Here is a 23858-nt window from a genome sequence, read left to right on the forward strand (position 1 = left end):
CACCTCTGGAAACACGCCCGCGCGGGGCCACCGCACACCAGGCGGGTGCGGGTCCCGCACTACCACCGGCCACCGACAGCGATTCCGCTCGCGCAGGACCTCATCGAGTAGTGGGTGCACCGGTGGCCAGCCACAAGCTCATTGGGTTGCGGCGCTGCGCAGCGTCCTCAGCCATGGGCGCGGCATTCGACGACCCTGATGACTGTGGTGACAAACGGCAGAGTGTCCGCCAACTCGCCAAGGCAGATTACCGGGCCGCGCTGGTTGCGGCAGCGGCTGCAGCGCCGATGACCCCTGCAGTACCCAGCACCAAGAACATGGCCGGATACCCGTGCATGAGTTGGGCTAGCGCTGCACCCGTGAAGGGAGCGAGCGCCGTAGTAAGCATGATCGGCGCGGTAAGCAACCCACTGAGATGCCCGTAATGCATGCTGCCCCAGCGTTCAGTGACGGCGGTGGCTTGCAAAAGAGTTATGATTCCGCGCGCCATTCCGGCGGCCACGGCGATCAGGATCAGCGACACCGCAGATGCGAAAACCCCGAGCAGTGCAGTGGTTGCCGCCACGGCGACCATGACCAGCAGGGTGCGGGGTACTACCGAGACACGTTGGGCCAATGTGGGATATCCGAGGCGGCCGATCACCTGCCCCACCCCACCGAGAGCTGGCGCCACAGCTGCAGTGGTGCTGCTGAGGCCGCGCTGGTTCATCAGCGGGGACGACCAGGGCGATGAACGGTCTGCTTCGTGCGATTCGGGTTGGCGACTCAGCTAGGTGCATCGCCGGCAGCGGAGGCCAGCGTCGGCGCAGGCCGATGACGTGCGCCGGGACCGTGATGATCGCCAGCAGCACAGCCAGGGCCAGATACGTTGTACGCCAATCCATGCGTGATGCCAAGACACTGGTCAGCGGGACAAAGACTGTGCTGGCCAGTCCCGCTACGAGGGTCAAGACCATCAGTGCGCGTACCGCGCCGGGGCCGTACCAGCGGGTCAATGCGGCGAAGGCAGGCGGGTAGAACACTGCAGCCATCGCGATCCCCGCCATGAGCCATGCGGCAAGGAACCAGCCGTAGCTCGGTGCCGCCGCAACTCCGATCAACGCGGCAGGGCCCCATAGTGATCCGGCTGTCATGAGCCAACGTGGGCCGTGCCGATCTAGCCAGCGGCCCACCCCGATACCGGCCACCGCTGCGACCACCAGTGCGGCGGAGAGGGCCGCCGTCACCGTCGGCGCGGACCACCCGGTGTCGGCGGTGATGCGCGGTGCCAGTACCGGGAAGGCGTAGTAGAGCACGCCCCAGCTGGTGATCTCGGTGAGGCACAGCGTGATCAGTACGCCGCGCGGCCCGGTGGCCGCGTGTGGCTGTGTCGGCGCGGCGGCGGTGCTCATTCTTGGGGCGGGCGGGCCCCGATGGTTAGTGGTTCTGGGGTGACGCTGCAGCAGCCGCCTGCGCCTTGGCTGTCGGGGTCATCGAAGAGTCCCGCGCCTCCGCAGACGCCGGTGTCGGGCAGTACCAGTTCGACGCGGCGGGCGGCTTCGTGGTCGCCGGCCAGTTCGGCGGTGACGCTGCGGACTTGTTCGTAGCCGGTCATCGCTCCACGCGCCCGCAGCGGAACGTCATGGGTCTTAGCCCACCGAGCCATATTGGCTGTGCTCATACCCTTTTCGGCGGCCAGATCAGGCAATGTGCGGCCGGTCTGTCCGGCGGTTCCAAGCACTACGATCCCACCAAACACAGAGATCAGGAACCCTTTTGAGTTCCTGATCTCTGACTGTTGAATTGCCCAAACCACTCGAGAAGTGCGAACGCAACAGAATCCCGGCCGGCGTCTCGATCAACGCCGTGGTGCGCCCTACGCTCACCCGACCGCCGCGAACTGCCGCGCAGCCGCCAAGACCTGCGGGCCCGTGATAGCGAGTTCTCCCTCACGCAGCAGCCGCGCTGGAGAGATCTCCCCGAGTAATGGATTCAAGCCCTGGAACCAGGCCTGCGCAACTTCCTTAGAGTCCCGCGACATGATGAGCCGGGCCGCACGGAAGGCCAAACGCATCCGCTCAACGTCCTCGACACTGCTGACGGCGCGGCTGCCAACGGCCCACTGCCGTACGGCGCGCGTCTCCTTGACATTGCCCAGGTAAGCGACCAATTTCAGGCCCAACAGGCTACCGAGTTCGGAGACCAACGCGGCCGTGGTCAAGGTGATGGCCTCGTGATACGCAGCGAGGTCCGGGGTTGACGTGGAATCAACAGTCACAACAACCACCTCCCAATCACACAGTAAATCACAAATACAATCACACGTGTGATCCCATATAAATTACTCAGCGGGGGGACTCCTGCAGCCGCGGCCCGGTGATCAGCCCCAACGGTGCCGCGATGCTCGCCGCCGGCTCGCTGCCGGCGTGGCAGCAAACAAACGGGATCACCGATCGTCGGCGCGTCTGTTCCACGCAACGCTCGCCGAGCTACGGCAGCCATGACAGCTCGAGGCGGGACAGCGCCCGAGACCTCACCACATACGTTTTAGGTGCGTTCGGGACTCCGAACTGTCCGGATTGGGTCTCACCGGTCTAGTTGGGGTGCGCTCCGGCGGTGGTGGTCTGCAGGATGCGTTCGAGCGCGACCGCGACCCGCTCGTCGGTGTAGATGCGGCCTTTGCGTTGGGTCCAGCTTCGTACCGCGGTGGCAGCAGTCTCCGGATCGCGGGCCTCCTGTTGGGTGGCGACCCAATGGGTGCTGGCCAATAGTTCGACGCCGTACGGACCTTCGAATCCGTCCAGGGTTTTTACGACCGCGTCGATCGCTGTGGTGACACGTGCCGCGTTCGGGTCTGATTCAAGGAAAGTGTTCAGTTCTTGGATTCCGTTGTCGGTGATAGAGATCGGGTCATAGCTCAATGCTCTGGCCGTAGCGTCGCCGAGTCCTTGGGTATAGGCGCCTTCCATGTTGAGCAACAGGTGGCGCACTTTCTCGCTGTAGGGGCCGTAACGATGCGGTTTGAACGCCAGTGCCAGGCGCGGTTCGATCGCATCGGCGAAGTACATGAGCTTTTGGATTTCAAGGTGTGAGACTCCGGCGGGGTCCTCCCAGGGCTCCGTGGCACGTCGCTGACTCAGGTAGCGGCGTAACGCTTCGAGCAACATGGCTCTGCCCCAGGTCATTCGGATGTTCTGGGGCGGGGCCAACAGGCGGATTCCGTCGGCCGGCGGATATAGCACCACATGTACGTCGGGTAGTGCATTGAACGCTGCGATAAGGCGTGGTTCAACGTCGGACCAGTCCAATCCGCCGTTTCCGGCACCCAACGGCGGGACTGCGATCGAGGTGATGTTGTGTTCGCGAATAACCCGGATGAGGTCGGTGAGGCCTTCCTCGATGTATGACAGCTGCGACGGTGCGCGCCAATGCTTTTTAGTGGGGAAGTTAATGACGTACTCGGGTCCTTCTAACTGACCTGTTCGGGTGAGGAACATGGACCCGATAGTGACCTCGCCTCGTTTGCAGGCCTTTTCGTAGGCAGTGAAGGTGTCCGGGTAGCGACGTTTGAACTGCAGCGCGATGCCTTTGCCCATGACGCCGACGCAGTTGACCGTGTTGACCAGGGCCTGGGTGTCGGCTTTAAGAAGGTCGCCGTCGCCGTAGGTGATCACAGGCCTCCTCCTTTACTGGTAGTACATCTGTGGTTGGACTCTATAGTCACGCATACCTCCGACATTCTGAAGCAGGCCGTGCGCTGCGTTCAGTGTCTGCTGATTCGAGCAGCAGATGTGCCTGATCAGGTTGATCGGGAATGGTCCTTGGACCAGAATTTCCGCCGACCGGCGGCTTTGCCGATTGCGGTCGTCGTCAGTGTTGAACCAGTCGCGTTGGCAGAGTAACTCGAAGTCCACGAACTGCCCGAGGGTCTCGATGTCGCAGCTGTACTGGGTGAATTGGGCGGCGGCGTTGCCGTCGCTGGCACACCATGTCAGACCTGCATCGATGATGTCGCCAAGCGCCAGCCCGAGGTGAACTAAGGGGCCGTGTCCGCCTTTGTACTCACCGCGGCCGCTGCACACCACCAGCAGCATCGGAGACTTGGCAGCGATGTAGAACGGGACGTGTGCGCTGACCATGGCCGGCGGATAGTCCTTGTGCGGCATCACAAGGTTGAAACGGCGGCGGTGTTTGACCTCTTCGTTGGCGACGGTGGTGGCAGGTGTGATCATCGAATCAGGAAGCAGGGCAGCCTGTCCGATGATCCCGGCGAGGTTGTCGATATGCGTGAAGTGCCAGACGATCCAGTCTCGGGGTGCTTCGCGGCATGGGGCTCCATTGCGGCCCATAAAGCCGGAGTCGGGAAACAACATCATCGCCATGACAGTGCTTTTATTCTACTAGTCTGCGGGGTCGTATTAGGTGGTGCTTTAGGACTCTCGAACAATAGCCCGGGCCTTCGCGGGCTTCTCAGTGGCGTGCGGGGACAGCGGACTGTTCAGCTCTTTAACGGGGGGAGAGCTGAACACAGCCGAGCTCGCACCCACGCTTTGGGCAGCAGCGTGAAAAACGCTCCTAGTGCGTGTACACCACCTGCTGACTGAGCAGCTGACCATCCACGCAATACGCGGGTATCACAACGAAAGCAACATCGCCGCTCTGCTCGCACATCGACCACAGCTGCTGGCGCGGCGTCACCGACACACCGGTTGCGGCGGTGAAATCAAACGTGAGCGTGCCCCCGTGTCTAGTCCCCTGCTCCAAAAGGGCATCGAGTCGGGTCTGGATCTGCTGCTTGCGATCTCGATACTCATGGTCCTGCAACTCATCTGAGTGCGCCATGATGTATGGACCCGCGCATAACTGCCGGCACAGTTCAGCAGTGCGCTGCGCCACCGCCAAGCGTCCTTTGAGCCCGTCGGCGCGCATGCCCATGCGTGCTAGATGTTGTATGTCTTGTTCGGCCAGGCTGCGGAACTGCTCGGCCAACAAGGCATGCGCGGCGATATCAGCCACCTCCACCACCGGTGTGCCTGACCCAGCGGCAGCTGTCTGAGGCTGGTGCGGCATAGCTTCGGGGACAACCGCAGCGCTCTGGCAGACCTGGTTGAAGATACGGCGCCACCATTGGCGCACTCTGCGGATCCTAGTCATGACATTCTCCCGGGCCCCTGTGAAATGCGGTTTCATCAGGTCACTGTTCCCAGAAATCGAAGGTCACCGCTTGGGCTGCCCCTGTACTGATAAGCGTTGCGGTGGCCTGGATTTCGGTCTCGCCGAAGCGCAGCTCGGTCAGGACACCCCGCTCGCTGATGTCTTTATGCATCACCTCGGCCAGGCTCACGGTCATCGATCCGATCAATTCACATCCTTGGTCAGACCGATACCGCGGTTCACGGTTCGGTGTGCGGTACAGCCGAATAGCGATCCTGGACTGATCGCTATAAATCGGATACCCCTCGCAGCGAACAACCTCCGAAGTGTGAATCGAATCACCAGCCCGCACCAACACATCCAGGCGGCCGACACACAACTCCTCACCTTCCCAACTCACCACCAGATCTTCGGGCTTGTCCCGATCATGGTCGAAATCGGTAGCAATAGCCTTGGCGTAGGTGTACTTGGTGCGGCGCCTGCGCGTCTGAGGGTCATACGCGAAATGCACAGCGCCGATGAGCACCGCCGCCGCCGGATCTGGAGCCAAAACCACGGTCGCACGATCCCCGAGATGCTCGGCGATCCTCCCTTGCAGATAAGGAGATTTCGCGAAACCGCCGACCAGAAGGACGACCTCTTTACCGTCGCGGCGGCCCACCTCCTTACGAACCTGCGCCAACTGCTGATCAAGCAGCTCAGCCAACTGGGGCAGCACCGTTTCGAAAATAGCTCGCGTCTCGGCGGCAGTGACCACGATGGCTTCATTCTCGCCGTCGAGCTGTACCTCCCGCAGCTGGTCAAGCACCTCCGGACGCATTTGCCGAGTTAGCCGCACTGGAAGTGAAAGATACACCGGGTCAACACGATTCATCCCTATAGACAGCTTGGCACGTTCCCAGCCGTCAAGCAGTTCTTCGAGAGCCTCCGGGCATTGCTCACACAACCTCGCGTACTCGTCAGCACCGCCCAAACGGGGAACAAGGACCAAGTCCTCAAATGCACGGTTCAGATAGTACGAGCCGCAGCCATTGCCGGAAACCTCCGCGATCTGCGCCATTCCGCCGTCAGCTTCGCTTCTGTACGCGGTCAGATCAATGGTCCCTCCTCCACAGTCCGCCACCACAAACCGCGAACCCGGCGTCAGCAGGCTCGGAGCTTCCCTGCCCTCCTCCCCAATCACCTTCACTCCCGCGATACGCGCGTAATGCGCTGCAGCCTCAGGCTCTAACGCCAGCATCAACCTGCCTTCCTCGGCCGGGAAACCCGCAGCCTGCGCGGCCTGGCGCATCACGTGCTTTTGGTAGTCATCCCAGATCGCCGGTACGGTCAGGCACCAGCGGATGTCCGCTTCCCCGAACCCGCTTTTTGCGACCTCCTCAACTGCCATCCGGTAAATCTGCTTCAAATAGGCGGTGATCAGATCACTCGCGGCCGGCCATGTGTCATCTAGTGCCCTCGATGGAGCTGACCGCTGCCGGGCGCAAGGGCCATTTTGAAGCCGCGCACGAGCCTGAACTGTTTGTTACGCGCTGACCGCATCGACTGCCACCGGTGCTCGGCCTCAAAACCCCAGGCCACCGCTTCGTCATTGCCGTCAAGAAGCAGGCACGTCAACGTCTTGGGATAGGGCACTGGCTGCCCGTCCCACTGGGTGTACTGCTGAACGAAACGGCCTGCCGCCGCGTCATTTCGACCATCGACAACGGCCCACGCAAAACCCGTGGAGTAGGTCCCGAAATCCACGGCAATCACCACCCGGTACTGCCGCTCATCACCAACCCGCGATGCCGCTTCAGCCATATTTTTCTGCCCTTCTCGAAGATCGCGCACTGCCGCCACAACCTGGACACGTGAGGCTAGCCACAGCCACCGACAACACCGCGGGCACAGGACATACCGCCCCGACCCGAGTCTCTGGGTCAGACGGCCGATCCGGGCACAGCCCCCCGCGGCGCGATAGTTCCCGCCCGCTATCGGGACGGTGAATCTGGTGCCCGCCTTGCTGATCGGCCTAGTCTTACCTGACCATGTTGTCGGCATCTACCGCGATGACAGCGATGTGTGCCCGCTGATCAACCTCGCAGATCCACGGTTGCATCCGGCTTTGGGTGGCCAGGGCGAATACCCATGGAACCCAATGTTTTTCCCGCGCAATTTGAACGGCACGGTCTATCTCTTTACGGAACTTCGATCGGGCTTGCGGGGTCCACTGCGTGTGATCTACCCGGAACTGCCACTGCTGATGAAATATTTTAGTGTCCGCGTCCCAGTCGCCGGCGTGCAACGCGACTTTGAAGGCCCTCCCGTCATCATCGAGCGGCGAGGTCCACCGCAGCTTGGCGTAGAACACCCGCCGCGGGTACTTCAGTGTCAGTACCTCCCACGTGGGCAACTGTTTGAAGGCATAGGCGTACCGGTCAGCATCAGTGATAGCGGGCAGATCGATGTGCGCTTGTTCACGCTGCGACCGCGACATCTGCCAGAACGCCACGGCGAACGGCAATATCGAATACACGCGGCCCGACCGTGACAGCGCCGAACCCGATCCACCCGCGGTGCTGCTGCGGGTGCTGTGACGGCGATCTTGCGCCGGTGCAAGGCCGCCATCTTCGTCAAGGACTGTGCGTTCCGCCGGCCGATCCAGCAACCGCGACGGCCAGTACACTTCCGTAGGAACCGCACCCACCGCTAGACCACCGGACTCGTTGGCAGCCGCCACCGGTGTCACCCCTTCGCAATCCGGTGCGTGGGGCTCCCCGTCATACAGCGAGAAATACGCTTGGACTCTGCGTTTGGGCTCGTAAGCCTTCGGAAATACCCGCACCGGACACGACCAACAATAGAACTGCGTGGCGGCAACCACCTTCGGGTCCCAACTCCGCAGCAGTTGGGCGGCCACCTGCTTGGTGGGATCCCCACCCCGAACGCGTGCGGTGTCCATAGCCGAGTATGACGCACAAAACACGCCCGCCACCTGACCGTTGCCGAACGCGCCGCCAATCCCCCACGCACGCCCGCAGCGGTACCCGCCCCCCGCAGCCCAGGGCACACCGTTAAGACACACACAGGTTCTCGCGCAACTACTTTCAGATCCAATCACCTCATAACGCGCAGCCCACTCCTGGCTCGAATCCCTCTCACGCACGACCTGTGCCCAGCAACAGATGCGACAACAGCAACCACCGTATGCACTACTAGTGGGGCGGACTTTTGGCACGGGCGACCCATAACTGGGGTGCGTGCCCACACGTCCCGAGCAAAACGACCCCGCGCGTGTGGCGGCTTGGCAGAAGGTGCGTCGTGCGGTTGGCTCCCGCATCCGGGCTTTGCGCATCGAGCGGGGCATGACCCAGGAGGCCTTGGCGCTGACCTCCGGTGTCACTCGCAACATCCTCATCGACGTCGAGCACCGCCGCCGGGGGCTTCTTTACGAGCGACTGTTCGATATCGCCGAGGCTCTCGGCGTGCCGGCCAGCGATCTGCTGGATCAACCGTGACTCGCCCACTGGGCTATGGCGTTTCACCGACGGTGCCCCCCTTCGTCCGTGAACCACGACGCGCCAGACCGGCCACTGTCGCCATCACACAAAAAGACCCCGCCGAGATCGGCTGTATAACGGGCTGGCAGCCAACCGCTACTAGCACTACTAGTAGTACATTTCTTGGGTGGTGCCTGACGGTGTGCCGGGTTACGGGGTGGAGTGGGCCTCTTCCATGGGAATGGCTCTGCTCGATGAGTTACGAGTGTCGATGATCGAGAGTCTGCTTGTCCTAGAGGCGCTACCCGGCCAAGTGGATCTGAACTTAGATGAGTTGAGGACCGAGTTGTGTGCTGCCCTGCGCAGCGCTCGCCAGGCGGCGAGCCTTTTGAATCAGGGTGCAGCACTGGCGCAGGCATGGGGCGCTGGATTCTCGAGGCCGCAGGCGGTGTTCGCGCGACACAAGGCCGCCGTACGCAACGGTGCGCCGCGTATGTCACCGGCGTCTTCAGGTACTGAACAGCTCGAGAAACAACTGGCCGAGCTGGACGCTGCAGCCGGGATGACTAAGTCCCATGGGACGCAGCCGGTCTGTTCGGCGTCCACGCAGTCTTCTGGACAGCCCTGTCGATCCAAGGCGCTCCCTGTGAGCCCGGGCGTGTTCGGCCAGAGCTGTTACCAGCACGCAAGTCCCGAGGAGAAGGCTCGATATCGGGTGCGGCAAGCCGGCTATGCAGACTACGACGACACCCGGCGCGGCGTGCGGGAGATGCACCGCGCGGCAGGGGTAGGTATCTGTGCGGATTGGATGGCCCGCCGCGAAGATATGTCACGCTGGTTTCATGAAGCTCAGTCACTGACAGCGCTCGCCGATCAGTAACCGCACCCGCGGTCCTGTCCCACAGGAGGTGTGCGCATGCCATCGGATCCGGCAGCACTAACACTGCGTGCAGCTGCCCAAGCAATGCAGGCCTGGCCGAAAACAGCCGACCGGCTTCGAATATTTTTCGAATTTATGCGTGGCGCAGAAGAATCCGGCCTGTCGGCGCTGCACCTTGTCAACGACGAACCGGCACCCATCGGCGACCCCCGATTCGATTCCCTTGTGGCCGCTGCGGCAGATCTTGTCACCACCCAACTTGGCGAACCCTGCCCCCCGTGGGCTACCGCGCAGCATCGTTTTCTGCAGACACCCTGGTGGACATCGGATCTACGGTCCGGCCAGTTATTCGCAATGGCGCACTGCCCAAGAGCTTTCCGTATCCGCGGAATCTACATCGATGCCCGCGATCTGACATCGGACGGACGCCGGTGGGCGGACTACTGAGCGAACCACCGAGGCTGCATACGAGGAGCGCGGCAGCTTACCGACGCGTGTAGCCGCAGCAGTGTCTGACCCTCCCGGTAGCTTAATCATGACAACGACACGCTGAGCCTATGACCAGGCAAGGTCGGGGTTTCATGCGAAAATTTGACGCGTCGTTCGAGGACGGCGCACGTTGAGGGAAGGCGGCATCGCCATGGTTCAACCCGTAGAATCGCCGAGACGCGCCACGGTGATCCGACCCGAGGACGCTCCGAGCTACCTGGCCCGGATGGACATCACAGCCGACGTTATTCATGACGCGATCGAGGCCGGCGACATCGCAGCTGGCAACATTACCGAGCATCATCCCATCACCGGAGCAGGCCTAAGCCGCTGGATTCACGTGGTCGGGTCATTACGCGGCGAACTGGCCGCCAGCAACAGTTGGCGCGGCGACAATCCCCGGAATCGGCCGATTTCCCGGCACACCGACAAGCCCTACACCCTGTCGACAGTGGGAGGCACGGATGCGACCGGTGTCATCGACCACTCCACAGGGCCTAAGGCAGCCCGCAAAAAGGGCTCAGCGACCGAGGAAGCTGTCAACGGGACACTTGCGCTGATCGAGGTCGACAAGCTGCTCGCCCAGTCACGCAGCTTCAGTGAGGATGTCGCCGTACCACCAGCAGGCAACTGGTTTCTGGTCTATCATCGTGCCAATTCCGAGATTCGGCTAGAAGTGTCCCTTCCGCTAGGGTTCAGGGACGGCCAGTTCACTGGTTGGCGGGTCCGAGTGATCCTTCGTAGCTGGAAGCCGAAGGAATCAGCCAAGAGGCCACTGGATGTGGGAGGTCAAGATGTCGACTTCGAAGTTCGAGAAGTCGGCTAACACGCTCCTGAGCCCCACCCGGATCCGCATTGCGCGGATGCGGCGAGGGCTGACAAAAGTCGCCCTGGCCCAGCAAATCGGTGTGCCGCCACGCACTATCACCAAGTACGAGAATGATGGCGCCCCGGCATCGGCTGCACCGGTACTCGGCGCCGCACTCGATTTTCCGCCTGGTTACTTTCTGCGCCCCGATGCGCTGGCGTTTGCGGCTGCGGACGTCAACTTCCGTGCAATGAGGCGGGCCAGTGCGCAACAGCGAGAGGCAGCTGTGGCGGCAGGTGTCCTCGGTGTCGAGATCGACCGGTGGATATCGCAACGGTTCGTGCTTCCACCGCTGGATCTGCCGATCTTCGTTGGTCACAAGCCACGCACCGCGGCGCGAGTATTGCGCGGCATGTGGGGATTGGGAACAAAGCCGCTTCCGAACCTGGTGCAGTTGTGCGAATCTCGGGGTATCCGGGTTTATACCTTGCCCCCGTTTGCGGACGCTGTCGATGCATACTCGATCTGGCGCGACGACATCCCCTACATCTTTATTGCCCGCTGCAAAACTCCGGAACGTATCCGATTCGACCTCGCACACGAGTTGGGGCATCTGGTGTTGCACTACGGCGCTCCTGCCGAAACACCCTCGGCTGAGCGCGACGCAGACGCTTTCGCTTCGGAGTTCCTGATGCCCACGGATAGTCTGACCGAGTATTTGCCTTACAACGCCACAGTCCGCGAACTTCTTCAGGCCCGCAGTCAGTTCAAGGTGTCAGCGATGGCTCTGGCGTACGCCGCGCACAGCAGCGGCCGCCTCACCGACTGGGCATATCGTCAAATCTGTATTGAGTTGTCCCAGAAAGGATTCCGGACTGCGGAGCCCGGCGGGATGCCTAACTATGAGATATCGCGAGTCTTTGCCCAGGTACTTGCCGGTCCACGCAACTCGATGATAGATGCCCAGCTCATCGCCACCGATCTTGCCGTTCCCGTCAGCGAAGTACACGCATTGACCTTCGGTGCCCAGTTACGCCCCGCGCAGGCAATCGAAGTAACCAACGATGCGCACAGGCGCCAACTCACGCACGTACCGGCCTCCCAGCGGCACCTGCAACTGGTCTAAGCATTCACCCGTGTTGGCCATTGGCATCATCTAGCGCCTTCTCCGCATGACAGTTGGGTAGTCCACCCGGTCCAGGCGTCCACAACCCGTGTGCCCAACGGTGTCAGAGTCATCGGGCGGCCCCGCTGGGCACGGTCGAAGAGTGGGCCACCGAGTTCTTTTGCGATGCGGTTGATTTGGTTGACGAGGGTGAACTGCGCAATTGAAAGCTGCTGCGCGGCACTCGTCAGCGTGGGGAATCGGGACGCCGCGACAAAACGCGCGAGACGTTCGTGGCCCCCGATTTGGTCCAATGCGGGCCGCAGAATCTCTGGAGCGTGTCGAGCTGCTTTGAGCGCCTCCATACTGGCGGAATGGCTGCGGCCCCCGCGTCCACGCAGCTCAATTCCGTGAACCTTGGCCCAGCGGGCCATGTTGGCGGTGCTCATACCTTTCTCAGCCGCCAGATCGGGCAGAGTGCGGCCGTTGATTACATACTCGGCGTATAGCCAGTCCGCTCCAATTGTTTCGTGGGTGCAGTATCTGTGTGCTGGCCGTATTTCGAGGCCGTATTGGCGGGCCAGGCGGATCACCGTCTGTCGGCTGACGCCGTATCGAGCAGCGATCTGGGGTGCTGAGAGGTTCTGTTCGCGGTACAGCTGCTCTAGGTGGCGGGCTGACAATTTCTGCGCGAGATCATTGACGTCGCAGCGGGCCGGGGCCCGTCCGGTGGACTGGGATGCAGGGGTCGCGCAGTGACCTGGGTGCGGCACCAGTTCGATTGGCAGAGGGCGTTCCCGTTGACGCTGCCGGCATGCGGGACATTCATCCACTAAGAGGCATCGGTGCTGTTCGCAGGCGAATGCCCAGCCCAGTCTCCAGAAGAGCTGCCAGCGACCGCCGGTGTCGCGTAAGCAGTCCGGGCAAAATCGCGAGTATCTCATCCGTGACCACGGGAACGCACGGTCCACCTTGTCTGTTCCGGCGCGGATCGCCAGGCCGGTTCCGTGGTGGTGCGCCAGTGTCATTCGGTGCAGCAGGGCAGGGGCCACACCGGTGACGGTGCCAAGCACATCGGTCTGCGCAGCGTTCAGCGACGCCAGCGGCGAGAACGCCCCTGTCTGGTCCTGGCCGGGAAGTCCGGCCGCGGCCACCATGTCCCCCCACGCCGCCGAGAAACGGTAGCCGAGCGCTTCGAGCCAGGAGTCCAGGGCTTCACCCTCAATAGGTTCAACCCGGATAGGCAGTGTGCGCGCCGGGACACTCGTAGGTTTCACTGGCCTTACGCGGCTAGCCGGCTTTGCCTCGGACGCGGATCTTGCCGGATTCAATCGCCAGTTCCAGTTCCTGACGGGCCTTTTCGGAGGCGGCGTCATTTTTGACGCTGTCGAGCAGCTTGACGGTCAGCTCTTCGGCACCGGTGCGCACGGCCCGTTGGCAGCCTCGGTTGATAAGGGTCATCAAGGAGCCGATGTGGCCTGTAGAGCGGGCATACAGGTATTCACAGAGTTCATCGGCAAGCATGCCGGGGCGTTTGTCGGTCAGCACGAGTTTGTTTTCGATGGCCAGTAGCAGCTGACGCCATTGGCGGCGGCCTTTTTCGTCGTTCACGGTGAACGGTTCCAGATCGAGCAGTGTGGTGCGCCTGCCGGTTTGCGCGAGCACGGCGTCCTGATAGTGCTGTCCTTCCGAGAACAGGCCGCGCGCGGCAAGGCCCACCCCAATGAAGATCATCGTTACCGGGAACTCGTTGGCGATGTATTTGAAGTGGTTACTGATCGCGATGCCAGAGCTGTTGTGCCACTGTAGGAAATGCAGATCATCAATGATCAGGACACGCACCTCGCACGTGAGTACGCAGTCCAGGGCTCGGCGGGCGTAGTCGGCGGCGGTGCCCCGTGTGGCGCCGGGGTGGGCAAAGAATTCAAGCATCGCACGGTTGAATTCCTTCATACCGGTATTGCCGGTCAAGCCGACCCGGCATACGGGCCACCGCTCATCACCGGAGCCCGTGGTGTGGCCGAGGGCTTTGGTTTCGCGGCGGTGATACTGACGGGCAAATGCCAGTACCGCGGTGGTCTTACCGAGTCCAGGAAAGGCGTCGATCGCCACGGCGCCCTTGGCTTTGTCGCCGTCTTGGGCGTTGCTGTCGATGATGTCCCACAAGTCTTCATGCAACGCCTCTAACTGCGGGGTTTTGATGGTGCCCAAGTTGGCGTGCCATTCGCGGCGGTGTCGGTTGTAGTTCTCATATTCGTCTTCGCTGAGCGCTTCAAGCTGCTTGCGGTTCAACGGTTCCGGCGATATCCGTGCGGGTGTATCGACGAGTTTGCGCCAGCCCTCTTTGCGGGCCAAGGTCAAATTATCGAGCCGTGCGGGCCGCTCGGGCTCGTCATCACTGCATAGTGTTTTCATACATCCTCCAAAGCGTCGCTGTAGAAAATGCCCCATTCACCGGTGTTATCGCGGTCGAAATCGGCGGCGTCATCGTCGCCTTCTTCGGCAGGTTCGGTGCCCACGTCAACGTCAACGTCAACGTCCTGATCGGCTTGTGGCATTGAGGGTTTGACCGAGGCCAGTACTTTGGCCACCGAAGGAAGGCTGGATACCGGAGCTTGTCCGGCTACGCCGGCGCCGAGTTGGGCCGATTCCCGAGACAGGCGCAGCGCAATGCGCCGTTCGGCCAAGGTGGTGCCTAAACCCAGGTTCCAGCGTTCCAGTAGGTCCGCGACTGCCAGCCGGTCGTCGGGGTAGCGGTATTTGGCTGCCGCTTGTGTGCGCGCGAACTGTAGTGCGTCTTCGCTCATCGGCATCTTCATCGCCGGTGCGTGTTCCCACGCCAGGGTGTGCCATTTGCGGGTGTCGGGGTCTCGGAAGAAGATCTGGGTTATGTCGTCGGGGTTATAGTGAATTGGCCAGCGACCCTTCGCTTTCCCACCGTAGGGGCTGGTCATTTCCCGGTAGGGGTTCAGCCCGGGTCCGTTGTAACGGCGCCGATCGAAGTCTACGCCGTAGGGCTGGATCGTGCGCCACGCGATATTGAGGAATTCGTAGGCCAGGTCGGGGTCGCGGGGTGCCTCGATGTATCCGGCGCGGGCCACCCCGTGTTCGAACATCATTGCCGGCGACAGTGCTAGACCGGGAACCCCTGTCTCGACCAGGCCATCATGCGGGCGGTGGTGATACACCACCGCCACCCATTCCCGGATGATCGCCTCGAGTTCATCGAGGTAGAAAAATGCCTCCGACTCCACGTCGAGACCTCGCGAATACACGTCGGGCCCTTTGTATCCCGGTAGCGCCTGCAGCAGATCCTCGCGGATCGTGCGGAAGAACCGTTCCACCGGCCCCTTGTCCCTGCCCGTGCGCAACCGAGCCGGCTGAATCGACACCCCTAGACGCTCGCAGGTGCTCGTCAAGTGTTCGGAGACATAGATCTTTCCGTGATCGACTACCACCGTCTCCGGAACAATGACTGGCCCCGCTCGCCCCGTAGTCGGCCGCTCGATCGCCTCCACATCAACCAGAACCGTCCGCGGTATCCCGTGTTCGGGCCATACGGCGTGCGCGGGCCAGGTGTCCACCGCTGGCGGCGGCCGATACGTTTGATACAAAACCGCGGCCGCGTCCACCGATTTGGTGGACACCGGTGTTACCCGTAATCCGGTGATGCAGCGGGTGTACCAGTCCATGGCCACTGTCAGCTCTGCTTGCATCCATCGCAGCGTCAGGGGATCCAGGGCGAACACGTCCAGGCGAGTGGTATCCATCAGGACGTACTCGCCCGGGCGGGTCGGGCGCAGCTTGCCGTATACCCCGGCGGGCCGATCGGCGATATCCCGATTGCGTTTCGCACTCAACCGGAACGTGGGATGCTGCTTCTCCAATTCACTCAACACCCGAAATGCGCTGGCACGCGACGGTAACGCCACCGCGTCAACTCCGAATCGTCGGATGACGCGGGCGCTAGTGCGGTCAATCACCAGCGATCGGGATGGCTTCGACTGGTCCCGATGCTCGACCATTATCTCCACCGCCGTCTGAACCCACCGCTCATCCACGCGCCCCGTCGACGCCACCTCCGGTTTGGTAACAACCAGCCCGGCTTCACCGCTTCGCTGGAATTGGCTAGTCCAACGCCGCAAAGTCCTTATCCCCAAACTCAACTCGGTAGCTTTGGCCTCATACCGCTGCATCAACGGCACATCCGCCCCGTACTCAACACGGGGCTCACCGGCAATAGCCGTCGCCGCGTGACCCGACTTGTATCCCGTCAGCACCTCACGCACATGCGCGGCACGGTCCAGGACAACGTCGCGTTCAGCTCGATCCATATTGGACAGCACCACCGCGGGTACATCGTGAGGATCATCCGAAGAGGGGCCGGCCCCGCTCGGAAGGATCAGCGCCCGCTCACCGGCAAGTAGCTCTTTGATCGACAGACGCAACACCTGCCGGGTGCGGGTACTACGCAAGATCGCTTGCAACCCAGCGGGACTGGGATGCATCTCGGTGATCTCGGCAACTTCGCCGTCGTAAAGGAACCGGGTGCCCACCCCTACTGGCACTCCGGCGGGGTTCATGCCGCAGCTGCCAGTACGTGTGAGCGACTCAGCGGCCGCATCAAATCCACCGTGAATCGCTGACACCACAACATGTGCATCAATGCCGCCCGAACCATCGCGCTAGGCCACTGCCCCGCGCTGTCGATAGCCCCTCCAATTGTCATTCCCGCGAGTTCAGCGTCCAACAGTGCGTCAACAATTTGTGTATTGACATGCTGGGGGTGCCGGTAGCCCGCCAGGAAACGCACATTGGCCAGATGGACAGGGTCCGCCTCATGCCACACCTCATACCGCCACCCGCGTGACTGCACCACCGCGCGCGTCCATCCGAACGTAAACGCTACCAACGGTTTAGCCGCTTGCCGGGCTGGCTTAACATCCACCACCACCGGGCCATGGCTCGTAAACAGTAGGAAGTCGGGCACGTGTCTGCGCAGGCCGCCATCTACCGATGCCTCCAGCAGCACCGGCTGCGGAACAATCCACAACACTGCCGGATCGAAGTCAGCGAGCAGCAGACGAGCCAACTCCAAACGCGATTCGTAGATGACGTGACCGCCACATGTGGCAGACCAATATGTTCCGGAATAGTGCATCTGGCCCCTGTACCACCGGAACGTGCGCCACGGCGCTGCAGCTCGCAAATCCTGAGCCGTCACATCCAGCCAAGGCCGCTGCAGTGCTGAACCGTCGAAGCTCGACCGGAACTTGACGACAACCCCTTCAGGCTCGGCCAAACCCGAGTCTGTCCCTGCTATCGCTAACGCCCTGGCCGTAACCATCCCATCGGCTCTCCGCTGATCGGGGTACTCCCAACTAGAGAGTGCGCCCTACGAAGAAGCGAACGGACCCGACACGCCGACGCTCAACGCCGCGTCTCACTTTTGTGGCCAATTGGCCAAGCAGTGGCCATCAGAACTGAGAATTGGCCATTTGAAATGAGAATCTACACTTTCGCGCTACCGCGCCATATTGGTAAAGCGCGACAGGTGCAGCTGGTGCGCGACGGTGATGGTGGCCGTCGGACCGTTACGGTGCTTGCCCAAAATCAGGTCGGCCTCGCCGCCGCGCGGATCGTCCCGCTCGAACGCATCCGGTCGGTGCAGCAGGATGACCATGTCGGCGTCCTGTTCCAGCGAGCCGGATTCACGGAGGTCCGAGACCATCGGGCGCTTGTCGGTGCGCTGTTCGGGCCCACGGTTCAGCTGGCTGATCGCGACCACCGGAACCTGAAGCTCCTTCGCCAACAGCTTCAGGTTTCGGGAGAACTCCGAGACTTCCTGCTGACGGGATTCGTGCTTCTTACCCGAGGTCATCAGCTGCAGGTAGTCGACCACCACCAGCCTGAGCCCGGCCTTCTGGTTGAGCCGACGCGCCTTGGCCCGGATCTCCATCATGGTCAGGTTCGGCGAATCGTCGATATACAGCGGTGCCTCGCTGATCTCGCTCATCCGCCGCGCCAGCCGGGTCCAGTCGTCGTCACTCATGCGACCCGAACGCATATCGCCCAGTTTGATTTTCGCCTCGGCCGAAAGCAGGCGCATGACGATCTCGGTCTTGCTCATTTCCAAAGAGAAAATGACACTTGGCATTTGGTGCTTGATGGAGCACGACCGCATGAAGTCGAGGCCGAGGGTCGAATTATGCGTAGGCACCATCGACCTACTCGCCAGATACAGGTGGTCTCGGTTGTCGACCTCGACGCACCGCACCGGCACGCTTTCGACCGGGCGCACATCGACGATGAACCGCGAGCCGGATCGTGCCGTTCCCTTACCCGCGCGACGCTCCTTGTGCAGCAACGCCTTACGTTGCAGCGCGAACACCTCGTCCTCGCACGCGAACGTCAGGGTGTACGCGATAGAGGAGGATTCCCTCCGCCCGCGCACACGCTTCGTCGAGGTTTGGCACCGATAGCCGAGGCTGACAACCAGTTCGGCCACGTCTGCGGCAAGCCGTGCGCTGGTTACGGCGAACTGCACGGATCCCCCGGCGGTCACCGTGCCGTCGGTGTCCAGCAGTCCCGCGAGCATCGCTCGACGCTGTGACTCGCATGCACGCAGGTACTCGATCGGGATGTGCTTATCTCCCAGTACTCCAATAGTCCGGAGGCGCCCCTGCAGCGTTCCGACAGAGCGGTGACAGATCTGGCACAGGTGCCCGCCCGCGCACGCCTGCCCGCACCGCACACATGTCGGGGCGGCCACGGCTTCCGAGATGAACCGGGCACGGCCACCGCACGATTGGCCGCACGTACGGACCTGGCTGGTTTTTGGAACAAACGATTGGCCGCAGACAGCGCAGTTGCGTTCCGCCACAGGAACATCAGGGAGCGTCAGCTGATACCGGTACTTCGCCGCCGGGGAAGGATGCGCCTCGACGCCCTCCGCCTCGATGTACATCACGATTTCCGGATCGGCACAGGTGATCTGGGCCGACGCGCTTGTCCCGTCGCCCAACCAGGCGCCCAAAGTGTAGGGCCCCACAAGGAGGTCCCGCTGCGGCAACTGCACCGGCTTGGCGTTGACTACTGAATGGTTCAGCCGACGATCCGCCGTCTCACAACGCAGGGTCTCGGCGATGTCGCGTGTGGTGCGCACGTCCGCGAAGGTGCGCTGATTCCGGGTTCGGTTGTATCCGGTGGCGGCCGCGTGCGCGGACTGCCGCGAGGCGCGAGTCTCCGTCAGCCACTGGTGCTGCTCGTCGGCCACGATCACCGTGCCATCGGAGAACTCCACCTCGTAGCACGGGCGTCCGGCCATCACCTCGGTCGCGGCGACCACTCGGGTCGGCTTGCCGTCGGCGTCGAGCAGCTCGTCCCCGACCCGGACCTCGCCCATGGTGGTCCACCCGGTCGGTGTCGGCAGCGGTGTATCGAGCGCCAGCGCCTTACCAACACCAGGTCGAGCCGCCACGATGATCATCTGCCCCGGATGCAGCCCGTTGGTGACCTCGTCCAAATCGGTGAAGCCGGTGGGTACACCCTTGGAGATGCCTCCCGCCGACGCGATCGCATCGATCTCGTCCATCGTCGGCTGAAGCAGCTCTTCGAGGGGAACGTAATCCTCCGACATCCGGCGATCCGTGACGTCGTAGACCTCCGCCTGCGCGCGGTCCACCACCTCGGCGACATCGGCGCCCTCGGCCCCGGCGTAGCCGTACTGCACCACGCGCGTCCCGGCCTCCACGAGCCGGCGCAGCAGCGCCTTCTCGGCGACGATGCCGGCGTAGTACCCGGCGTTGGCGGCCGTCGGCACCGTTGAAATCAGGGTGTGCAGATAGGGCGCCCCGCCCACACGGCGCAGCTGCCCGCGCCTATCCAGCTCGGCGGCCACCGTCACCGCGTCAGCAGGCTCACCTCTGCCGTACAGGTCGAGGACGGCCTCGTACACGCTCTGATGGGCGGGCTTGTAGAAGTCATGCGGCCGCAGCTTCTCCAACACATCGGCGATGGCGTCCTTGGACAGCAGCATGCCGCCCAGCACGGACTGCTCGGCCGCCCCGTCCTGGGGCGGTTGACGGCCGAACTCCTCCTGAGGAGGTGCTACCGGGCCGGCCTGGCCCAGATCGTCGACTATCGCCACGGCGCGCGGTCCTCCTACTCAAATCAAGTCGAACACATGATCGCGGCGAGGTCCGACAAGTACGGATTACTCCGGCGCGCCGCGGTAGACGTTAGATGTTGCTAGCGGCCCTGCCAAGCGACCCTGTGGATGAGCCTGGGCATGGTGTGTGGACTACTGTCCAACACGGTGTTAGGGGGTTGTGGACAACCTGGGGATAGCTACCTACATTCCTGCACTTTTCCCAGATAGCGGCCAGTGATCTAGTTGACAGGACTGTGGATGGGAATCCGTTCGGCGTGTCGCATCAGGTTGCGTGCTCGGGCGTGTTCTGTTACCTGGATCAACCCTCTAGGTTAACTAGAGGTAGCTTCGCTGGAGTGGCACACTCGTCCAATACATTCGCCAGTAGATACGGCAACGGCGCCGCGGAACCCCGCGACGCCGTTGACCCGGCAGTATTTCGGATCGATCAGCCTTCGGCGACTACATCCACAGTGACCTTGGTAGCCACGCCGGTGTGCAGGTGCACATCCAGTACGTAGGAACCGAGCTGCTTGATGTGCGCCTTCGGCAGAGTGACGGTCCGCTTGTCCAGGTTCGGCCCACCGGCAGCCTTGATGGCGGCCACCACGTTGGTGGCGGTCACCGAACCGAACAGCTTGCCCTCACCAGCCGTCCGCACTGTGAGCTTGACGGCACCCAGCCCCTCGAGGGTCTGCTTGATCTCGTTGGCGTGCTCGACGCCGCGGATCTCCTTGGCCTCCCGGGCCCGACGGATGTCAGTGGCCTGGCGCTCCGCACCACGGGTGGCGACAATCGCCAGCCCGCGCGGCAGCAGGTAGTTGCGTCCGTAGCCGTCCTTCACCTCGACGGCGTCGCCGGCCGTGCCGAGGTGCTCGACCTCGGTTGTCAAAATCAGCTTCATCAGATGTCCTCCGGTCCTACCGCGTCGCCGCGCTGAACGGCAGCAGAGCCACCTCACGAGCGTTCTTCACTGCGATCGCAATATCGCGCTGGTGCTGCACGCAGTTTCCGGTGACCCGGCGGGCCCGGATCTTGCCGCGCTCACTGATATACGTGCGCAGCAGGTTGGTGTCTTTGTAATCGATGTTCAGCGCCTTCTTGGTGCAGAACGCGCACTTACGTGCCTTGACCGGCTTTTCCGGGGCAGGACGGCGCTTCGTCGTCTTGGCCATGCTGAATCTCTTTCTTTCTAGCTAGGTAAGTAGGTGTGTCGCCCGAATCAGAAGGGCGGTTCGTCGTCCGCGGCGGTGGAACCAGAGGCCGGAGCACTGCCCCACGGATCGTCGGCCGGCTCGCTGGAACGGGCGCTTGCGCCACCCCCACCACCGAAGCCTCCGCCGCCGCCACCACCGCGCGAGGCCTTGTTGACCTTGGCAGTGGCGTACCGCAGAGACGGGCCGATCTCGTCGACCTCGAGCTCAACCACAGTGCGCTTCTCGCCCTCGCGGGTCTCGAAGGAGCGCTGCTTGAGCCGACCGGTGACGACAACGCGGGAACCACGAGTCAGGCTCTCGGCCACGTTTTCGGCGGCCTCACGCCAGATATTGCACCGCAGGAACAGCGCCTCGCCGTCCTTCCACTCCGACGTCTGTCGGTCGAAGGTGCGGGGAGTCGACGCCACCGTGAAGTTGGCGACGGCAGCCCCGGACGGCGTGAAACGCAGTTCCGGATCGGCGGTCAAGTTTCCGACGACCGTGATGATGGTGTCACCTGCCACGGTTCCTCCTCGTATCTGTCAGCTGGCGTGGTTAACCGGAGCCTACGGAAGTCGACTGACTCCCGTGGGGCGTCAGCGGGCTCCGGTCCGCAAGACCTTGGTCCGCAGCACGGACTCGTTCAGGCCCAGCTGGCGATCCAGCTCGGACACAGTGGCCGGGGCTGCAACCACGTCGATCACCGCGTAGATGCCTTCGGCGTGCTTGGCGATCTCGTAAGCAAGACGGCGCTTGCCCCAGATCTCCACCTTCGCGACGGTTCCGCCATCACTGCGGATGACATTGAGAAACGTATCCAGCGATGGAGCTACGGTGCGCTCGTCAAGAGTGGGGTCGAGGATGACCATGATTTCGTACTGACGCATGAGAAACTCATCACCTCCTTTGGTCTAGTGCGGCCACGGCGTACCCGTGGCAGGAGAGTCGCCTGCGTCGGCAACCGGCCAAGGCTACCGCACAGCCCCCTGACCGGCGAAATCGTGGATTCAGGCGCGCGCTATCTGCGGCGCCGGCTTACGCGGCCGCAACCAGACCGGCAGCCAAGCCGGAACCGCGTCGGCGGCCCCGTCACAGGGCCCGCCCGCCGGATCGTCATCGTGCGCGCGCACTAAGTCCTCACTGGGACGGTAGATCTGGCGCAGCACCAACATGCACAACCCGATCACCGCGATATCGCGTACCAGCACGGTGCCGGTGAACCACTGTTCGGGCAGCCCCTTGTTATCCATACCCAGCAGGTAATACATCCGCGGAACCCACACCAGCGCATCAACGGTCATCCACGCCAACAGGATGCGACGATGCGGCAGCGCCACCACCGCCAACGGCACCAACCAGAGTGAGAACTGCGGGCTCCACACCTTGTTGGTCAGCAGGAACACCGCGACCACCAGGAACGCCAGCTGCGCCACCCGGGGGCGTCGCGGAGCGGTCAGCGCCACGTATCCGATGCCCAGGCAACAGATTCCGAACAGCGCCGCCGATACGGCGTTGAGAACGACGGGCGGCTCCCAGAAGCCCAGCGGGCCGTCGAAGCCCTGCCACCCCGTGAAGGACTTGAAGACGTTGTACAGCGAGTCCATATCGTCGCCACGACGGGTGTTGAGCCGGAAGAACTCCCCCCACCCCCGCGGGAACATCATCGCGACCGGCGCGTTCACCACGACCCAGGTGGCCAGTGCGGCCGCGGCGGTCTTGGAGAACTCGTGCATCTTGCCGCTGCGCACGCTCACCAGCAGTAGCGGAAACAGCAGTAGCACCGGGTAGAGCTTGGCGGCCACCCCCAGCCCGATCAGCACACCCGCGAGCCACGGCTTTCGGCGCGCCCATGCCCATAGTGCCGTCATGCTGAAAGCCGTTGCGAGAGCGTCGAAATTCGTGAAGATCTGGAATATCACGATCGGGGACGCGGCGATCATCACCACATCCCACGGGCGGGTGCGCGGGCTCAATCCCGCACTGGCCCAAATGGTTACCAGCCACGCCAGCGCCAACCCGAATGCCACGATGTCGAAGAACATCACCACTTCGGCGACGACGGGCAGCCCCAACAGATCACTGGCCTGTGTGTACGTCTTGGCGAGAGCCATCGCGGTGTACTGGTACACCCCGGTGACCACCGGGTACTCCATGTACCGGACCGCCGGGGTGCCGTCGTACTGGATCTTCTGATGTCCACCCGAGTCGGTCTCCAGCCAGCTCGACTTGTACGGGAACCGGCCCTGGTTCAACAGTTCCGCGCCGTACAGAGGCACCGTGTCTGAGTAGCAGAGCTGGTAGTAGGCCCGGTTGTTGTCCCAATTGGCCACGCGCTGAGCACCGTTGCCACTCCCGGTCTGCTGCAGGCACGGCGCCTTGCTGGTCCACCCCAAGATGAGGAACCCCAGCGCGATGATGAACACGATCCGCAGCGGTGTCCAGAACGGTTGTCGGCCGACCAACGCGTGTCGGCCTATCGGCCCGCCGACGACCTCTGAAAGCTCCGCACCGAAAACGTCCGTATGACTGGGAAAGTCCCGGTCGTCGGCACTGCGCAAATCGTCCGCGAGTGTTTGAGGAGACACCGTTTCAGGCTGGATGTCGCCGACTACG

At 62.6% G+C, this 23858-nt stretch carries 22 protein-coding genes and 2 pseudogenes; 5 read left to right on the forward strand and 19 right to left on the reverse strand.

The window, feature by feature from the left end; all coding sequences use genetic code 11:
* Positions 1–247: 247 nt before the first annotated feature.
* The 9 genes and pseudogenes from AB0H22_RS21730 to AB0H22_RS21770 all read right to left on the reverse strand — a co-directional run bounded on the left by AB0H22_RS21730 (position 248) and on the right by AB0H22_RS21770 (position 8077).
* Positions 248–1391, reverse strand: a pseudogene (locus AB0H22_RS21730) (MFS transporter).
* Positions 1388–1597: pseudogene (locus AB0H22_RS21735) on the reverse strand (flavoprotein); the annotation flags it as partial. The pseudogenes AB0H22_RS21735 and AB0H22_RS21730, both read right to left, overlap by 4 nt.
* Before the next feature lie 264 nt (positions 1598–1861).
* On the reverse strand, positions 1862–2257 hold the full coding sequence (locus AB0H22_RS21740; protein WP_358148890.1) for a hypothetical protein: 396 nt from the start codon (positions 2255–2257) through the stop codon (positions 1862–1864).
* Between the two features lie 316 nt (positions 2258–2573).
* Complete coding sequence (locus tag AB0H22_RS21745) at positions 2574–3653, reverse strand: macro domain-containing protein (protein ID WP_358148892.1); 1080 nt, start codon at positions 3651–3653, stop codon at positions 2574–2576.
* A gap of 12 nt (positions 3654–3665) precedes the next feature.
* Positions 3666–4361 carry a DUF4433 domain-containing protein gene (locus AB0H22_RS21750; RefSeq protein WP_358148894.1) on the reverse strand — a complete coding sequence of 232 codons (696 nt, stop codon included), beginning with the start codon at positions 4359–4361 and terminating at the stop codon, positions 3666–3668.
* A 193-nt stretch (positions 4362–4554) separates the two neighbouring features.
* Positions 4555–5133: a hypothetical protein gene (locus tag AB0H22_RS21755; protein ID WP_358148896.1), complete on the reverse strand. Its 579-nt coding sequence runs from the start codon at positions 5131–5133 to the stop codon at positions 4555–4557.
* 40 nt (positions 5134–5173) lie between these two features.
* Entirely contained in the window at positions 5174–6523 is a 1350-nt protein-coding gene (locus tag AB0H22_RS21760) for a hypothetical protein (RefSeq protein ID WP_358148898.1), read from the reverse strand.
* A 59-nt stretch (positions 6524–6582) separates the two neighbouring features.
* The gene (locus AB0H22_RS21765; protein ID WP_358148900.1) at positions 6583–6936 is read right to left on the reverse strand and encodes a hypothetical protein; all 354 of its coding nucleotides are present in this window, start codon (positions 6934–6936) and stop codon (positions 6583–6585) included.
* A gap of 217 nt (positions 6937–7153) precedes the next feature.
* Complete coding sequence (locus AB0H22_RS21770) at positions 7154–8077, reverse strand: hypothetical protein (RefSeq protein ID WP_358148902.1); 924 nt, start codon at positions 8075–8077, stop codon at positions 7154–7156.
* A gap of 298 nt (positions 8078–8375) precedes the next feature.
* Between AB0H22_RS21770 and AB0H22_RS21775 the strand changes: the two genes are divergently transcribed.
* From AB0H22_RS21775 to AB0H22_RS21795, 5 genes are all read left to right on the forward strand, one after another.
* A complete protein-coding gene (locus tag AB0H22_RS21775; RefSeq protein WP_358148904.1) occupies positions 8376–8633 on the forward strand; it encodes a helix-turn-helix transcriptional regulator in 258 nt (85 codons plus the stop codon).
* A gap of 169 nt (positions 8634–8802) precedes the next feature.
* Positions 8803–9495, forward strand: coding sequence for a hypothetical protein (locus tag AB0H22_RS21780; protein WP_358148906.1), 693 nt, complete (start codon positions 8803–8805; stop codon positions 9493–9495).
* 36 nt (positions 9496–9531) lie between these two features.
* Positions 9532–9942: a hypothetical protein gene (locus AB0H22_RS21785; protein ID WP_358148908.1), complete on the forward strand. Its 411-nt coding sequence runs from the start codon at positions 9532–9534 to the stop codon at positions 9940–9942.
* A gap of 193 nt (positions 9943–10135) precedes the next feature.
* Positions 10136–10810 (forward strand): hypothetical protein, encoded by a 675-nt coding sequence (locus AB0H22_RS21790; RefSeq protein ID WP_358148910.1) that lies wholly within the window; start codon positions 10136–10138, stop codon positions 10808–10810.
* Positions 10779–11918 carry an ImmA/IrrE family metallo-endopeptidase gene (locus AB0H22_RS21795; protein ID WP_358148912.1) on the forward strand — a complete coding sequence of 380 codons (1140 nt, stop codon included), beginning with the start codon at positions 10779–10781 and terminating at the stop codon, positions 11916–11918. Before AB0H22_RS21790 ends, AB0H22_RS21795 begins: the two co-directional genes overlap by 32 nt.
* A gap of 26 nt (positions 11919–11944) precedes the next feature.
* Here the strand turns inward: AB0H22_RS21795 and AB0H22_RS21800 are convergent, their stop codons facing one another.
* From AB0H22_RS21800 to AB0H22_RS21845, 10 genes are all read right to left on the reverse strand, one after another.
* Positions 11945–13174: a TniQ family protein gene (locus tag AB0H22_RS21800; protein ID WP_358148913.1), complete on the reverse strand. Its 1230-nt coding sequence runs from the start codon at positions 13172–13174 to the stop codon at positions 11945–11947.
* A 13-nt stretch (positions 13175–13187) separates the two neighbouring features.
* Positions 13188–14312 (reverse strand): ATP-binding protein, encoded by a 1125-nt coding sequence (locus tag AB0H22_RS21805; protein WP_358148915.1) that lies wholly within the window; start codon positions 14310–14312, stop codon positions 13188–13190.
* Positions 14309–16480, reverse strand: a complete 2172-nt coding sequence (locus AB0H22_RS21810; protein WP_358148917.1) for a transposase — start codon at positions 16478–16480, stop codon at positions 14309–14311. The genes AB0H22_RS21805 and AB0H22_RS21810 overlap by 4 nt, the downstream gene beginning before the upstream one ends.
* Complete coding sequence (locus tag AB0H22_RS21815; protein ID WP_358148919.1) at positions 16477–17199, reverse strand: TnsA-like heteromeric transposase endonuclease subunit; 723 nt, start codon at positions 17197–17199, stop codon at positions 16477–16479. Before AB0H22_RS21815 ends, AB0H22_RS21810 begins: the two co-directional genes overlap by 4 nt.
* A 222-nt stretch (positions 17200–17421) precedes the next feature.
* Positions 17422–20046 (reverse strand): replicative DNA helicase, encoded by a 2625-nt coding sequence (dnaB, locus tag AB0H22_RS21820; protein WP_358148921.1) that lies wholly within the window; start codon positions 20044–20046, stop codon positions 17422–17424.
* A 451-nt stretch (positions 20047–20497) separates the two neighbouring features.
* The gene (gene rplI / locus AB0H22_RS21825; RefSeq protein WP_180749530.1) at positions 20498–20953 is read right to left on the reverse strand and encodes a 50S ribosomal protein L9; all 456 of its coding nucleotides are present in this window, start codon (positions 20951–20953) and stop codon (positions 20498–20500) included.
* 16 nt (positions 20954–20969) lie between these two features.
* On the reverse strand, positions 20970–21224 hold the full coding sequence (rpsR, locus tag AB0H22_RS21830; RefSeq protein ID WP_180749531.1) for a 30S ribosomal protein S18: 255 nt from the start codon (positions 21222–21224) through the stop codon (positions 20970–20972).
* Between the two features lie 47 nt (positions 21225–21271).
* The gene (locus AB0H22_RS21835) at positions 21272–21769 is read right to left on the reverse strand and encodes a single-stranded DNA-binding protein (protein ID WP_358148923.1); all 498 of its coding nucleotides are present in this window, start codon (positions 21767–21769) and stop codon (positions 21272–21274) included.
* 72 nt (positions 21770–21841) lie between these two features.
* Complete coding sequence (gene rpsF / locus AB0H22_RS21840; protein WP_180749533.1) at positions 21842–22132, reverse strand: 30S ribosomal protein S6; 291 nt, start codon at positions 22130–22132, stop codon at positions 21842–21844.
* 120 nt (positions 22133–22252) lie between these two features.
* Positions 22253–23830 carry a glycosyltransferase family 87 protein gene (locus AB0H22_RS21845; RefSeq protein ID WP_358148925.1) on the reverse strand — a complete coding sequence of 526 codons (1578 nt, stop codon included), beginning with the start codon at positions 23828–23830 and terminating at the stop codon, positions 22253–22255.
* Positions 23831–23858: the final 28 nt, after the last annotated feature.

Origin of the sequence: Mycobacterium sp. NPDC050853 (assembly GCF_040653875.1) — a bacterium.
Classification (GTDB): Bacteria; Actinomycetota; Actinomycetes; order Mycobacteriales; family Mycobacteriaceae; genus Mycobacterium.

Excerpts from the sequence above, each read along its gene's own strand:
- AB0H22_RS21765 (WP_358148900.1), bottom strand. The coding sequence starts at position 6,936 with ATGGCTGAAGCGGCATCGCGGGTTGGTGATGAGCGGCAGTACCGGGTG.
- AB0H22_RS21810 (WP_358148917.1), bottom strand. The coding sequence starts at position 16,480 with ATGAACCCCGCCGGAGTGCCAGTAGGGGTGGGCACCCGGTTCCTTTAC.
- rpsF (WP_180749533.1), bottom strand. The coding sequence starts at position 22,132 with ATGCGTCAGTACGAAATCATGGTCATCCTCGACCCCACTCTTGACGAG.
- AB0H22_RS21770 (WP_358148902.1), bottom strand. The coding sequence starts at position 8,077 with ATGGACACCGCACGCGTTCGGGGTGGGGATCCCACCAAGCAGGTGGCC.
- AB0H22_RS21785 (WP_358148908.1), top strand. The coding sequence starts at position 9,532 with ATGCCATCGGATCCGGCAGCACTAACACTGCGTGCAGCTGCCCAAGCA.
- AB0H22_RS21750 (WP_358148894.1), bottom strand. The coding sequence starts at position 4,361 with ATGGCGATGATGTTGTTTCCCGACTCCGGCTTTATGGGCCGCAATGGA.
- rplI (WP_180749530.1), bottom strand. The coding sequence starts at position 20,953 with ATGAAGCTGATTTTGACAACCGAGGTCGAGCACCTCGGCACGGCCGGC.
- AB0H22_RS21755 (WP_358148896.1), bottom strand. The coding sequence starts at position 5,133 with ATGACTAGGATCCGCAGAGTGCGCCAATGGTGGCGCCGTATCTTCAAC.
- rpsR (WP_180749531.1), bottom strand. The coding sequence starts at position 21,224 with ATGGCCAAGACGACGAAGCGCCGTCCTGCCCCGGAAAAGCCGGTCAAG.
- AB0H22_RS21805 (WP_358148915.1), bottom strand. The coding sequence starts at position 14,312 with ATGAAAACACTATGCAGTGATGACGAGCCCGAGCGGCCCGCACGGCTC.
- AB0H22_RS21795 (WP_358148912.1), top strand. The coding sequence starts at position 10,779 with ATGTCGACTTCGAAGTTCGAGAAGTCGGCTAACACGCTCCTGAGCCCC.
- AB0H22_RS21760 (WP_358148898.1), bottom strand. The coding sequence starts at position 6,523 with ATGGCAGTTGAGGAGGTCGCAAAAAGCGGGTTCGGGGAAGCGGACATC.
- AB0H22_RS21790 (WP_358148910.1), top strand. The coding sequence starts at position 10,136 with ATGGTTCAACCCGTAGAATCGCCGAGACGCGCCACGGTGATCCGACCC.